Source organism: Paenibacillus sp. FSL R5-0527, from assembly GCF_038008055.1.
GTDB lineage: Bacteria > Bacillota > Bacilli > Paenibacillales > Paenibacillaceae > Fontibacillus > Fontibacillus macerans.
The window spans coordinates 577,198-590,519 of the sequence record NZ_JBBOYI010000001.1 but is presented as its reverse complement, the minus strand read 5'-3'; the positions used below and the strand labels follow the sequence as shown (position 1 = coordinate 590,519).

The window sequence follows — 13,322 nt, the reverse complement described above, 5'->3', positions numbered from 1 at the left end:
GGGATGAATCATGGATTGGGGCCGGGCGAAAAATGTGCTGATTTACGCGTTTTTGCTGCTGAACCTGGTGCTTGGCTATCAGCTGTGGAACGGTGTGCGGGAGCAAAGGGACTCCAATCTGGATATCACCTCCCTGGATAACAACACGCAAAGGATCATGGATGAGAAGCAGATCCGCGTGCTGGCCAAAATTCCGACGGAGACGCCGGAGCTGGCTAAAATCGCTTACCGCTTCGTGGATGACGAGCAGCAGGGAAAAACCGTGGATTTGCCGGCGCCGGTGGACAGCAAGCTGATTTTTTCGCCGCGCGAGCTGGCCTTGGCGTTAAAGAACACACTGCCGGATATCGATCAATACCGGTACGACGAGGTGGCGAGCAGCGCGGACGTGTTTGTTCTGCATCCGCTCGTCGACGGCAAGTGGCCGCTGTTTAAAATCGAGATGAAGCTGTTGGGCAGCAATCAGAAGATTGTTTCGTACCAGCGCCAGGCGATCGAAATCAGCCACCCCGGGGAAGAGAAGCCGCAGCGGGTGCTGTCGGCGTCGAAGGCGCTGGGCAATCTGATCGAGAACTTCCTGCCGGAAGGATCGGTTGTGACGGAAATCGAATTGGGTTACTATGGCGAAGTGTTCGATTCCGACGCGCACCTGCCGGCCGCGCCGGCCTGGCGGTTTATGCTGGAGAGCGGCAAAGAGTACTACGTACAGGGCATCAGCGGGGACGTTATCAGTCCGAACACAGAGAAGACAAAGGAGTAATGGGAGATCATGGGGATACGTTTTTCGGTGCTGTCGAGCGGTTCGACAGGCAATGCAACGCTGGTCGCGAATGGGGAAGTCACGCTGATGATCGACGCGGGCTTCAGCGCGAAGCGGATCGACGAGCTGATGATGGAGCGGGGAGTGACCGGGCAAGAGCTGTCCGGCATTTTGGTTACGCATGAGCATTCCGACCATATCAAAGGCTTGGGCGCGGTAGCCCGGAAGTACAATCTCCCGGTATACGCCAACGAAAAGACGTGGGCCGCCATGGACAAAGCGATCGGGGCGATCCCGGACGAGCAGCGCTGTGTGCTGGGGACGGGGGAAACACGCGACTTCGGCTCGCTGCGGGTGGAGTCGTTTGCAATTTCGCATGACGCCGCCGAACCGGTGGGCTACAACTTTTACGACGGCAAAGAGAAGCTGAGCGTGTGCACCGATCTCGGGTATGCCAGCGACAAGGTGAAGGAAGCGATCTGCGACGCCGACGTGCTGGTGCTCGAAGCGAACCACGATATCGAGATGCTGCGGATGGGACGTTACCCGTGGAACATTAAGCGGCGCATCCTTGGCGATCTGGGACATTTGTCCAACGAAGCGACCGGCGAGCTGATGAGCGAAATTCTGAACGGCCGTCTAAAGCGGGTGTACTTGGCGCATTTGAGCCGCGAGCACAACATGCTCGACCTGGCCAAAATGTCCGTGCGCAGCGCCATGGAGGACCGCGGCTGCTTCTACAAGGACAGCGAGTTCAAGCTGTGCGACACGTATTACGACCGCCCGACGCCCTGGGATGTGCTGAAGGAGCGGTGATTGTTGGCAGTGAAACCGGGCATGATGGTTATTATCTACATTACCTATACGTCATGGCGATCCATTTAATTTATATTGAGAGGGGATTGTGTCGTGGATAGGATGAATGTATTCAATTCAGGAAAGGACAAGGCTCGTGAGCGGGTATTGTTTAAGTTTCGTTTGTTTTATAACGCAGTTGAAATGCTGGAAGACGCCTGTGCGCAACCTTACAATGTGTATATTCGGGATTCGGTTATAAAAAGGTTCGAATATACATATGAAATGGCAAAGGGGCTGCTTCATTCAATTTTTCAAGAACGATTGGCCAATATTCCGCCTTACCCTAAAGATATTTTTCGTGAAACTCTGTCTAGAGGCTGGATCGAAGATGCCGTTCTATGGGAAGATATAGTATATGATCGTAATACCACTACGCATCAATATTTTGAAGCAAAAGCCGATTCCGTGTATGGACGCATCACCAAAATATATCTGGAGGAATTTAAAAAATTGCGGCAAGTTCTGAAGGAGTATGTGGAAAATGCCCTTTGATATCCCTGATCGGATTCATCGCAGGTTGTTGGAAGTTTGTAAGTCTAGCGGATTATCGAACGTTTATATTTTCGGTTCCAGGGCCAGAGGCGACAGTACAGCAAGTTCGGACATCGATTTGTCGGTAGAACAAGAGCTTCCTCCCCATGTTAAAAGCGCTCTTGATGATGCGGCAGGTTTTCTCAAAATAGATATCGTCGAATTGCCTTTCGTCGACAATGAGTATTTATTGGAGAGTATTAGCAAGGACAAGGTGTTATTTTATCCGGAAAAATAGAAAAACACGGCCTCCCGTACGTCATTGCAAATGACAGGGGGGCCTTTTTGGCTTCTGCGCTAACGGTTGGTAGTGATAACGCTTATTGAGCCTCTATGACGGTGTTTCTTTTTCTACCTGTTGGAAAATTCCAAATTTAGTATTGACTTGTCCTGATCGGGAATGGTATTTTTAGGAAAGAAACCGGTTTCCTTGAATTGTGTAAGCGTTTTATTGTTGCGTCTGCCATTCTGACTCCGGCGGTTGCGCACCCGCCTTAGGCAGGTTCAGGCAGGCTCGACTCCCAAAGATCGGCAGAACATTTGAGAGGAGAGGTAGGACAATGAAATCGCGGTACAAACGTTTGACCTCCCTGGCGCTTTCGCTAAGCATGGCGTTGGGGATTTCACTGCCCGCATGGGCGTCGCCCGATACGAGCGTGGACAACAAGGTCAATTTCAGTACGGACGTCATTTATCAGATTGTGACCGACCGCTTCGCGGACGGGGACAGGACGAACAATCCGGCGGGGGATGCGTTCAGCGGCGACCGATCCAATTTGAAGCTCTATTTCGGGGGAGACTGGCAGGGGATTATCGACAAGATTAACGACGGTTATTTGACCGGCATGGGCGTCACCGCCCTCTGGATATCCCAGCCTGTGGAAAATATCACCTCCGTCATCAAGTATTCCGGCGTTAACAATACGTCTTATCACGGCTACTGGGCGAGGGATTTTAAGCAAACCAACGACGCTTTCGGGGATTTTGCCGATTTTCAAAATCTGATTGATACGGCTCACGCTCATAACATCAAGGTCGTGATCGACTTCGCCCCCAACCACACGTCTCCGGCCGACAGGGACAACCCCGGCTTCGCCGAGAACGGCGCGCTGTATGATAACGGTTCGCTGCTCGGCACCTACAGCAATGATACGGCCAGCCTTTTCCATCATAACGGGGGCACCGATTTTTCCACGATTGAAGACGGCATTTACAAGAACCTCTACGACCTGGCGGACATCAACCATAACAACAGCGCGATGGACGCTTATTTTAAAAGCGCTATCGACCTTTGGCTCGGCATGGGTGTGGACGGGATTCGTTTTGACGCGGTGAAGCATATGCCTTTCGGCTGGCAAAAAAGCTTCGTTTCCTCGATTTACGGCGGCGATCATCCGGTATTTACGTTCGGGGAATGGTATCTTGGCGCGGATCAAACCGACGGAGACAACATTAAATTCGCCAACGAAAGCGGGATGAACCTGCTGGACTTTGAATACGCGCAGGAAGTGCGCGAAGTGTTCCGGGACAAAACGGAAACGATGAAGGATCTCTATGAGGTGCTGGCCAGCACGGAGTCGCAATACGACTACATCAACAATATGGTGACCTTCATCGACAACCATGATATGGACCGGTTCCAGGTTGCCGGTTCCGGTACGCGGGCGACTGAGCAAGCGCTTACGCTGACGCTGACTTCCCGCGGCGTGCCAGCCATCTACTACGGCACGGAGCAGTACATGACCGGCGATGGCGACCCCAACAACCGGGCGATGATGACCTCGTTTAATACCGGGACGACGGCTTATAAAGTGATCCAGGCATTGGCGCCGCTGCGCAAATCGAATCCGGCCATCGCTTACGGGACGACTACAGAGCGCTGGGTCAACAACGATGTGTTGATTTTTGAACGCAAATTCGGCAGCAGCGCCGCTTTGGTGGCGATCAATCGGAGCGCATCCGCCTCTTATCCGATTTCGGGTCTGTTGAGTTCGCTGCCGGCGGGCACTTATTCGGATGAACTGAACGGACTCTTAAACGGCAACTCCATTACCGTAGGCAGCGGCGGCGCCGTCACCAACTTTACGCTGGCGGCCGGCGGCACGGCAGTATGGCAGTACACAGCGCCGGAAACGTCGCCGGCGATCGGCAATGTGGGTCCCACCATGGGCCAGCCGGAGAATACGGTGACGATTGACGGCCGCGGCTTTGGCGGCACGGCGGGCACGGTTTATTTCGGGACGACGGCGGTGACCGGCTCCGGCATCGTAAGCTGGGAGGATACGCAGATTAAGGCGGTCATACCGAAGGCCGCGGCGGGCAAAACGGGCGTATCGGTCAAAACGTCGTCCGGCACCGCCAGCAATACATTCAAAAGCTTCAATGTACTGACGGGGGATCAGGTCACGGTCCGTTTCCTGGTCAATCAAGCCAATACCGATTACGGAACAAACGTCTATCTTGTCGGCAACGTCGCCGAGCTCGGCTCCTGGGACCCGAACAAAGCGATTGGGCCGATGTACAATCAGGTGATCGCCAAGTACCCGTCCTGGTATTACGATGTCAGCGTGCCGGCGGGGACAAAGCTGGAATTTAAATTTATTAAAAAGGGCGGCGGTACGGTAACTTGGGAAGGCGGGGGCAACCATACGTACACGACGCCGGCCAGCGGCATAGGGACGGTGACGGTGGACTGGCAAAATTAAGCGGCTAAGCGGCCGGCCTGAACGAGAGGCATCCGGCAAAAAACTGCGGCGGCCGGCAGTTCAAGTTGACGTGCAAACGTGCGGGGAGGATTGTGAAATACAGGTGCGGGATCTCTGCTGCCGGAGGGCAAGCGGAGATCCCGTGTTTTCTTTGTATGCGCTTAAATTTCCAGCTTTTGTGAAGGACGAAAAACCGATATAATTGTTGATGGGGTTATAAAATGATTGTCTATTTTGAAGAGGGTCCAATACGATGAAGGTGACGATTAACGACATTGCCAAGGCCGCGAATGTGGCCAAATCAACGGTGTCGAAAGTGCTGAACGACGCGCCGAGCATTTCGGAAGCGACCAAGGCCAAGGTTAGGGCCGTCATGCGCGAGATGAATTATGAACCAAGCAGCTTGGCCACGCGGTTAGCGAAACAAAAAGGCTATAATGTCGGACTGGTTATCGATCTGTCGCGCAAAAGCGATTTTTTGAACGCTTCCTTCTACGATATTATCGGCGGCGTGGAGAGCGTCATCGGGCCGCTTGACTACGAACTGACGATCGGCAATATCGAACATGTCGGAAGAGAGCGGTTTGTCAGCCGTTTTGTGCTGGGGCGCAAAGTGGACGGGCTGATTATGGACAATTCCATCTTGACTCCGGAACTGGCCCGGGAGCTGAACGAGTTGAGCTTTCCTTATATTTCGATCGGCGAAATCCCCGGGGTGGCCCCGCTGTGCTGGGTCGATATCAATAACCGCCGCGGGGCCGCAATGCTGGCCAGCCATTTGTTTGCCCGGGGATACCGCAATCCCGCCTTTATTGGCGGGGAGCGGGGCGATCCGATGTTTGAAGCGAGGGTGGCGGGGTTCCGCGACGCGCTTGCCGCGGTGGAGAGCGCAAAAGACTGGGCGAACGAACCCGGATTCAAGCCGCAAGAACGAGCGGCCGTGGCCGGAGCCCTGCGGGAAGAAGAGATCGAAGCGGCAGCCCGGCAAAAGGAAAAGGCGGCGGAAGCAGGCCCTTTCATGGCGTCCGGCACTGTGCTGCCCGGCTATGCCAACGAAGCCAACGGGCGCAGGCTGGTGCGTGAACTGCTTGCTCTGCCAAGCGTTCCCGACGCGATCATCTGCATGAGCAATTTGGTCGCTTTCGGGGCCTTGGAGGAGCTGCGCGAGCAAGGGGTATCCATCCCGGACGAGATGGGCGTCGCCACTTTTGACAACAGGCCGCTCGCCCCCTTCACCACTCCGCCGCTTACCTGCCTGGACATGGATACTTTTGCGCTGGGAGCCGCGGCCGGCGAAATGCTGATGGCGCAGATCAACGGGTTGGAGACGGCGCCGTCCGGCAGGCGCCGGTGGGTGGAACCTGAGCTTGTAGTACGGCGCTCCACGGAAAAGAATGCGACTTGATCTATACGCAGGTTGACAGCATGTAATTAGGCGGATTATAATTTTTAATTAATCTCAAAACGGACTATTCCGATATACTATTTGAAACCAGTTTGGCAAGAGTGAGGCAGATCGCAGGTAGTGGGGTGGACAAAAGAGTTGCTCTTTGGGCTGGTTCTTTTGTGTTTTAGCGCGGCAATGTGGTAGGTGCAAGGACGTTAGCGTCTCATGATTGAAGGGGTCACGCCCGGCTATACTATTCGGAAGGCGAGCCGCGGCGGCCGGGAGGGACAATCCCGGCCCATTATTCATTTTGGGCGGCTTTGCTCCTTCCGGCCGAAAGCTTCCGGCTGGCCCATTGTTATTAATTGCAAAAGGAGATGTGCATATGACTACGATATCGAACTTCTTCAAGGAAGAAGCTGCATCGCTTCAGCCGAAGCTTGTCGAAATGCGTCGGGAGCTGCACCGGCATCCCGAGCTTTCTAATGAAGAATACGAGACGACGAAACGGATTCGCTCCTGGCTTACGGAACTGGGCATTCATCAGCTCGATTTGAATTTGCCGACCGGCGTGCTGGCCGAGGTGAAGGGGGCGCATCCGGGACCGACGATTATGCTGCGGGCCGATATCGACGCGCTGCCGGTCAAGGAGGAAACGGGACTGCCGTTCGCTTCGACCGTTACCGGGAAAATGCACGCCTGCGGCCACGATTTTCATACGGCTTCGATGATCGGAGCGGCGGCGCTGCTTAAGGAGCGGGCCGGCGAGCTGCATGGCACGGTGCGCATTTTGTTCCAGCCGGCGGAAGAACTGGCGGTCGGCGCCCGCGCGGTGATTGAAGCGGGGGCTTTGGAGGGCGTGACGGCGATTTTCGGCATGCACAACAAACCGGATCTGCCCGTCGGCACGGTTGGGATTCGGACCGGCCCGTTGATGGCGTCGGTGGATCGCTTTGAAATCGAAGTCAAAGGCAAGGGAGGCCATGCGGGGATGCCGGAAGCGGCGATCGATCCGGTGGTGGTCAGCAGCGCCATTGTGGGCGCGCTTCAAACCTTGGTGAGCCGCAATGCCTCTCCGAAGCATTCCGCCGTGGTCAGCGTATGCAAGCTGCAAGCCGGATCGACCTGGAACGTGATCCCGGACACGGGAGTACTTGAAGGTACGGTGAGAACGTTTGAGCCGGAAGCGCGTATAAGAATTCCCGACCAGATGAAACGGGTCGTCGAAGGCGTGGCTGCCGGATACGGGGCCGAGGCGGTACTGAACTGGATGGGAATGCTGCCTGCGGTAAATAATGAGGCTAACATGGCGGAAATCATGCGTGCGGCGGCGGAAGCGCAGGGGCTTCAAGTGGTGGAAGCGGAGCCGACGATGGGCGGCGAGGATTTCGCCCTGTACCAGGAGCATGTGCCGGGTTGTTTTATATGGATGGGGACCGGCGGGACGGAACAATGGCACCATCCGAAGTTTACTTTGAAGGAAGAAGCGCTGGGGATTAGCGCGGCCTTGTTCGCGGAAACGGCCGTACAGGCGCTGAAGGCGCTTGGATGAGTACGGGGAGGACGCTTACCCGGCAGCTAGCGGAGCGGATCGCCGGCTCCGAACCGCTGAAGGATACGCGGGCCGTGGAGGCCGCCCGCGCCGGAGTGCTGGACTGGCTGGCGTCGACGCTGGCCGCTAGAGACGATGCGGGAGCGGCTGGCATCATCGCGGCGCTTGGGATCGGTGCGGGCGGTACAGCAGGCAACGGCCGCTCGTCCGTGCCCGGAAGGCCGGAACGGCTTGCGGCGCTTGATGCCGCGCTGGTTAATGGCTATTTAAGCCATGCGCTCGATTACGACGACGTCCACGAAAGCGTCCGGGGCCACCCGAGCGCCGTGATTTTGTCCGCGCTGCTGGCGGAAGCGGAGGAGCGGGGCGCGGCCGGCGCCGATTTCCTGGCGGCCTATATCGTCGGCGTTGAGGCGATGTGCAGGCTCGGGCTGGCGCTTGGTCCCAAGCCCTACGGGGCCGGCTGGCACAGCACCGCCATTCTCGGCGCGCTGGGGGCCGCCGCTGCGTGCGCCCGGCTAATAGGGCTTGACGCCGGCACGACGGCCCAAGCGCTTGGACTTGCGGCCACGCAAGCCGGCGGGCTAAGAGTGCATTTCGGCACGCAGGTTAAGCCGTTGCATGCGGGTCTGGCCGCCCGCTCGGGCTTGCTGGCGGCGCGGCTTGCGGAGGCGGGAATCGCCGGGGCGGAGGAGCCGCTGGAGGGGCCGCTCGGCTTCTTTGCGGCCCTCGGCGGGGGCGCGGCGAAGCCGGAGAAGATGACGGAAGGCTGGGGCGAGCCGTGGCAAATCGCCGAACCCGGTCTATGGTTCAAACGGTATCCGTGCTGCTCGGCGTCTCATCATGCCGCGGATGCCGCGCTGGCGATCCGTGCCGCCCGCAGGGCGGCGGACATCACGGCCATCGACCGGGTGACCGTCACTTTTCCGCCCGGGGGAGACGCGGCCCTCATCGTCCGCGAACCGAAAACGGGCGTGGAGGGGCGCTTCAGCGTCGAATACGTGATTGCGGCGGCGCTGGCGGACGGGGAGCTTGGCATCGGCACGTTTGCCGACGAGCCGATCCGCCCCGATTTGCTGGCGCTGGCCGCCAAGGTAGAGCGGCGTTACGACGCCGCTGTTGTTCCTGCGCCAAACGCGATGCCCAAGGGGCGGTTTACGATCGTCAGCGTCGCGTACGCCGATGGATCGACGTATACGGAGCGGGTAGATTGCCCGCGTGGTGCGCCCGGGCGGCCGCTGACTGCGAAGGAGCGAATGGACAAGTATGCGGACGCCGCGCGCGGCCTTTCCGCCGCTTGGCAGGAGCTGCCCGGCAAGGTCGGGCGGCTGGAGGAGCTAACCGATATGCACGTATTGATTCCCAACACCTAGTAGACGATTCTGGAAATAACGTTAGCATAATGGTAAATGAAGACTTGAGAAAACGGCAAAATGAGTCTATTGAAGATCTCGGGTGACAACATAAAGGAAAAAAGGGCGCTATTTCAGCGCTATCCCCCATGTTGTGTGAAATAGAAGAATTTTATGGCGCTATTTTCACGATTTAGTGGCGAAAGGCCGCCTTTCGACCTGTTCATCGAAAAATAAGACCCTAAAGTTCCCCTATGGTGATGAATAGGCTCAAATTCGAAAAATAAGACCCTAAAGTTCCTCTATTTTTATGGGGGAACGATACTGAGCACAAGACTAATATAGAACAAAGTGATTCATGGCCCCTGTCCGCAGATAAACCATATTATTTCCGGATCATTCTACTAGATGTAGTTCAAAAAGCCATTGAAAAAACGCACTTCGAAAGCAAACGCTTCGGTGCTGAAAAGCCGACTTTTTGAATTCGCATTTTGAGCACACACTTTTGAACTCGCTTTTTGAACTTGCACACTTAGGAGGTACACATCATGCCGTCACATGTTATCGATATGATTATGCTGCAAAACAATTTTGGAACCGCGGAAATGCGCCAGGTCTGGTCGGACGAGAACCGGCTGCAGAAGCACCTGGACGTGGAAGCGGCTCTGGCGCTTGCGGAAGCGGAACTTGCGCTCATCCCGGCTGAATCGGCGGCCGTCATTGCCGACAAGGCGAAGGTAGAGCTTATGAATATAGAGGAAATCGCGCAGGAAGTGCTGAAGGTTAAGCATTCGCTGATGCCGACGCTGAAGGCCCTGCAAAACCTGTGCGGCCCGGAGCACGGGGAATGGATTCACTATGGTGCGACCACGCAGGACATCGTCGACACCGGGATGATGCTGCAGCTTAAGGAAGCCCACCGGATTATCGTTCGCGATCTGCGCGCGGTCGCCCGCGAGCTGGCGCGGCTGGCGCGCAAGCATCGGGAGACGCCGATGGCGGGACGCTCCCACGGCATGCAGGGCCTGCCGACCACGTTCGGCTTTAAAATCGCAGTGCTGCTGGACGAGACGATCCGCCATCTGGACCGGCTTCGCGAAGCGGAAGCCCGGGTATTCACCGGCGTGATGGGCGGCGGTGTTGGCACTTACGCCTCCTTCGGTCCGCACGGGCCGGAGGTGGAGCGGCTGACAATGGAGCGGCTTGGCCTGCAAGCGCCGAATATTAGCTGGCACTCGTCCCGGGACCGTTCGGCGGAATACGCCGGCCTGCTCGGCATGATCAGCGGCACGCTCGGCAAAATGGGCAACGAATTTTACAATTTGATGCGCACCGAGCTGGATGAGGTGGAAGAGCCGTTTACATCGGGCAAAATCGGCTCCTCGACGATGCCGCATAAACGGAACCCGGCAGCGCTGGAAGGGATCGCGAGCCTCACCAAACCGATCCGCTACAATGCCGCGCTCGTGCAGGAGTCGATGATCGTCGAGCATGAGCGGGACGCGATGTCCTGGCGCGGGGAATGGATCGCGCTGCCGGAAAGCTGCATTTATTTAGCGGCCCAGCTGGCGTCCACGAAAGCGGTTCTGGCCGGACTGGTCGTCAAGCCCGACCACATGCTGCGGAATTTGAACAAACTCGGAGGATTGCTGCTTTCCGAGCGCGTTATGTTTGCACTGGCGAAGCCGATGGGCAAGCAGACTGCGCATGAAGTCGTTTACGAGCTGTGTATGAAAAGCGTGGAGGAGGACATTCCTTTCCGCGATATTTTGATGGCTGACACTCGCATCCGGCAAGCGGTCGCCGTGGAAGAGCTGGAGCGGTTGATGGACCCGTCCACGTATCTGGGTTCGGCTCCGCAAACGGTAGACCGGGTGCTGGCCGCCGCCGAGGCGAGCGGGTGGCTGCGGGAAGAACAAGCGTAAATACGGGGACAGCGGCACAGAACATCTACATTAACGTTCCCCGATAGAACCCGCCCGTGAGGCACCTGAAATCGGGCGATGTTCATCGGCATTGAACGGCAGGAGGACGGAGAACGACATGACTAATTTTCGTATGGCAACCTTGAACGACGCGCCTGCTTTGCTCGATTTATCGCTGCGCGCTTATGAACCGATTCGCCAACTCGGTATCAACTTTGCCGCCGCCACGGCCGACCTCGCCCTGGTGGAAAAAAATATCCGGGAAAACCTCTGTTTCGTGATGGAGGAGGACGGAAAAATCGTGTCCACGATTTCGGCCAGAATGCCGTGGGGACCGTCGCCGGGACCGTTCGGGGTGCCGCACCTGTGGTGGTTTGCCAGCGAACCGGATGCAGGACGGAAAGGGATTGGCCGGGAAATGATCTCCTGGTGCGAGGAAACGATCGTTCGCGATACCTTGAAATCTCCGGCCGTTTCGCTGGGCACGGCGGACAAGCATCCTTGGCTGATCGACATGTACAAGCGGCGCGGGTACGAAATTGAAGGCTCCAAGGATCTGGGCAAAGGCCATATTACGATTTACATGAAAAAAATCCTCATTCCGGGTATGCTAAAGCAAGACGGCGAAAAACGACATTAAGTTGACTAGTCTGATAGGAATATATATAATGAAACTCATTAAATTGTCGAATTTGTCGATATAAGTGAATAACATCATGAATGAGGGGGAAAACACAAAAATGAAGAAAAGATATCTATTTACCTTAATCTCTATACTTTTAATCGGCTTGCTCGCTACCGCTTGCTCTGGTTCAAATTCCGGGGCAACAGACGGGAAGAAGGTGCTTCGCGTCGGGGCGACAGGACAATCTTTTCCTAACAGCTATAAAGATGGGGACAAGCTGGTTGGCTTCGATGTGGAAGTCATTGAAAAAGTTGCCGCCAATCTCGGTTACACCGTCGAGTGGACCAATTCGGATTTCAGCGGTTTAACGGGACAACTGGAGACGGGCAAAATCGACACCATCGCTAACGCGGTTGCGGTAACGGACGAGCGGAAGGCCAAATACGATTTCACGACTCCGTATTCCTACGCCGGGGTGACGATTGTTACGCATAAAGACAACACGAATATCAACACATTGGACGACCTGAAGGGCAAAACTGTAGCCGGCGTATTCGGTTCGCAAAACGTGAAAAACCTGGAGAAATTCGATACGAAAGGCGAGATCAAGGTCCGGACGTATGAAACTCGCGACGGCGCGCAGAACGATGTGCTGAACAAGCGCGTGGACGGTTACGTGAATTCCAAGGCGTCCCTGCTGGCGGAAATCAAAAAGCAGGACTTGCCGTTGAAGTTTGTCGGTGAACCGTTCCATTACGAGGATGTTGCGTTCCCGTTCATGAAGAACGACAAGAACACCGCTTTGATCGAGCAAATCAACGCCGAGATTCAAAAATTGAGAGACGACGGAACGCTCAAGCAAATTTCTGATAAATATTTCGGAGAAGATATTACGGTAAAACCGGAGTAATGGCTCAGGTGAATGGAGAGCAGGCGATTCGATATGAATTTTGATCCTTCTTATATTTTAGTGGCGATAGCCAATGCGATGAAATACATTCCGATTGCCTTGTTTATGGCCGTCCTGGCGATGGTCATCGCCGTGGTGGTCGGGCTCCTGATGGCATTCCTGCGGAACAGCTCCAACCGGGGGCTGCGGGGGCTGGCTAGCGTATATATTTCGTTTTTCCGCTCCATCCCGATGCTGGTGCAACTGTTCTTGTTATACTACGGGTTGCCGCAGTTGTTTCCCTTTTTCTCGAAAATGGATGCGGTCACCGCGGCGATTATCGGGCTCGGGATCAAGCAGGCGGCTTTCCTTGCGGAAATCTTTCGCGCTGCGCTTCTGTCGGTGGACAAGGGGCAGATGGAGGCTTGTTTAACCGGAGGAATGACGAAGGTGCAGGCGTACTGGCGTATCATCTTGCCTCAGGCGGCGCGCAATGCTCTTCCGGGTACGGGCAACGTGTTTATTTCGCTGCTTAAAGAAACCTCGCTCGCCTTCACTTTGGGCGTCGTGGAAATCTTTGCGGAAGCGAAAATGCAAGCGGCGGAATCGGCCCGGTTCTTTGAGGCTTACTTGGCCGTGGCCTTGATCTATTGGGCGATGATTATCGTGTACACTTATTTGCAACAACTGCTGGAAAAATACTTGGAGCGTCCATACCGGACGTAAAGGTTGAATGGG

The 13,322-nt window shown here is 55.9% G+C and carries 12 protein-coding genes; all 12 read left to right on the top strand.

Annotation, left to right across the window (positions count from 1 at the left end; genetic code table 11):
• Nucleotides 1-10 precede the first annotated feature (10 nt).
• The 12 genes from yycI to NYE69_RS02655 all read left to right on the top strand — a co-directional run bounded on the left by yycI (nucleotide 11) and on the right by NYE69_RS02655 (nucleotide 13,310).
• Complete coding sequence (gene yycI, locus NYE69_RS02710) at nucleotides 11-760, top strand: two-component system regulatory protein YycI (RefSeq protein ID WP_328273489.1); 750 nt, start codon at nucleotides 11-13, stop codon at nucleotides 758-760.
• Nucleotides 761-769: 9 nt separating this feature from the next.
• Nucleotides 770-1,576, top strand: a complete 807-nt coding sequence (locus tag NYE69_RS02705) for an MBL fold metallo-hydrolase (protein WP_328273488.1) — start codon at nucleotides 770-772, stop codon at nucleotides 1,574-1,576.
• A gap of 102 nt (nucleotides 1,577-1,678) precedes the next feature.
• The gene (locus tag NYE69_RS02700) at nucleotides 1,679-2,110 is read left to right on the top strand and encodes an HI0074 family nucleotidyltransferase substrate-binding subunit (protein WP_340930252.1); all 432 of its coding nucleotides are present in this window, start codon (nucleotides 1,679-1,681) and stop codon (nucleotides 2,108-2,110) included.
• Nucleotides 2,100-2,387 carry a nucleotidyltransferase family protein gene (locus NYE69_RS02695; RefSeq protein WP_340923646.1) on the top strand — a complete coding sequence of 96 codons (288 nt, stop codon included), beginning with the start codon at nucleotides 2,100-2,102 and terminating at the stop codon, nucleotides 2,385-2,387. The genes NYE69_RS02700 and NYE69_RS02695 overlap by 11 nt, the downstream gene beginning before the upstream one ends.
• A 322-nt stretch (nucleotides 2,388-2,709) precedes the next feature.
• Nucleotides 2,710-4,854, top strand: coding sequence for an alpha-amylase family glycosyl hydrolase (locus NYE69_RS02690; RefSeq protein WP_340923643.1), 2,145 nt, complete (start codon nucleotides 2,710-2,712; stop codon nucleotides 4,852-4,854).
• 253 nt (nucleotides 4,855-5,107) lie between these two features.
• Nucleotides 5,108-6,259, top strand: coding sequence for a LacI family DNA-binding transcriptional regulator (locus tag NYE69_RS02685; protein ID WP_340923640.1), 1,152 nt, complete (start codon nucleotides 5,108-5,110; stop codon nucleotides 6,257-6,259).
• Between the two features lie 367 nt (nucleotides 6,260-6,626).
• Nucleotides 6,627-7,793, top strand: a complete 1,167-nt coding sequence (locus NYE69_RS02680; protein ID WP_340923637.1) for an amidohydrolase — start codon at nucleotides 6,627-6,629, stop codon at nucleotides 7,791-7,793.
• Complete coding sequence (locus tag NYE69_RS02675; protein WP_340923634.1) at nucleotides 7,790-9,166, top strand: MmgE/PrpD family protein; 1,377 nt, start codon at nucleotides 7,790-7,792, stop codon at nucleotides 9,164-9,166. Before NYE69_RS02680 ends, NYE69_RS02675 begins: the two co-directional genes overlap by 4 nt.
• A gap of 527 nt (nucleotides 9,167-9,693) precedes the next feature.
• On the top strand, nucleotides 9,694-11,070 hold the full coding sequence (purB, locus tag NYE69_RS02670; protein WP_340923631.1) for an adenylosuccinate lyase: 1,377 nt from the start codon (nucleotides 9,694-9,696) through the stop codon (nucleotides 11,068-11,070).
• Between the two features lie 118 nt (nucleotides 11,071-11,188).
• Nucleotides 11,189-11,710, top strand: coding sequence for a GNAT family N-acetyltransferase (locus NYE69_RS02665; RefSeq protein WP_340923628.1), 522 nt, complete (start codon nucleotides 11,189-11,191; stop codon nucleotides 11,708-11,710).
• A 100-nt stretch (nucleotides 11,711-11,810) separates the two neighbouring features.
• Nucleotides 11,811-12,605 (top strand): amino acid ABC transporter substrate-binding protein, encoded by a 795-nt coding sequence (locus NYE69_RS02660; RefSeq protein ID WP_340923625.1) that lies wholly within the window; start codon nucleotides 11,811-11,813, stop codon nucleotides 12,603-12,605.
• A gap of 33 nt (nucleotides 12,606-12,638) precedes the next feature.
• Nucleotides 12,639-13,310, top strand: a complete 672-nt coding sequence (locus NYE69_RS02655) for an amino acid ABC transporter permease (protein ID WP_340923622.1) — start codon at nucleotides 12,639-12,641, stop codon at nucleotides 13,308-13,310.
• Nucleotides 13,311-13,322: the final 12 nt, after the last annotated feature.

Coding starts and splice junctions, on each gene's coding strand:
- NYE69_RS02665 (WP_340923628.1), top strand. CDS start 11,189: ATGACTAATTTTCGTATGGCAACCTTGAACGACGCGCCTGCTTTGCTC.
- NYE69_RS02680 (WP_340923637.1), top strand. CDS start 6,627: ATGACTACGATATCGAACTTCTTCAAGGAAGAAGCTGCATCGCTTCAG.
- purB (WP_340923631.1), top strand. CDS start 9,694: ATGCCGTCACATGTTATCGATATGATTATGCTGCAAAACAATTTTGGA.
- NYE69_RS02705 (WP_328273488.1), top strand. CDS start 770: ATGGGGATACGTTTTTCGGTGCTGTCGAGCGGTTCGACAGGCAATGCA.
- NYE69_RS02700 (WP_340930252.1), top strand. CDS start 1,679: ATGAATGTATTCAATTCAGGAAAGGACAAGGCTCGTGAGCGGGTATTG.
- NYE69_RS02695 (WP_340923646.1), top strand. CDS start 2,100: ATGCCCTTTGATATCCCTGATCGGATTCATCGCAGGTTGTTGGAAGTT.
- NYE69_RS02675 (WP_340923634.1), top strand. CDS start 7,790: ATGAGTACGGGGAGGACGCTTACCCGGCAGCTAGCGGAGCGGATCGCC.
- yycI (WP_328273489.1), top strand. CDS start 11: ATGGATTGGGGCCGGGCGAAAAATGTGCTGATTTACGCGTTTTTGCTG.
- NYE69_RS02690 (WP_340923643.1), top strand. CDS start 2,710: ATGAAATCGCGGTACAAACGTTTGACCTCCCTGGCGCTTTCGCTAAGC.
- NYE69_RS02655 (WP_340923622.1), top strand. CDS start 12,639: ATGAATTTTGATCCTTCTTATATTTTAGTGGCGATAGCCAATGCGATG.
- NYE69_RS02660 (WP_340923625.1), top strand. CDS start 11,811: ATGAAGAAAAGATATCTATTTACCTTAATCTCTATACTTTTAATCGGC.
- NYE69_RS02685 (WP_340923640.1), top strand. CDS start 5,108: ATGAAGGTGACGATTAACGACATTGCCAAGGCCGCGAATGTGGCCAAA.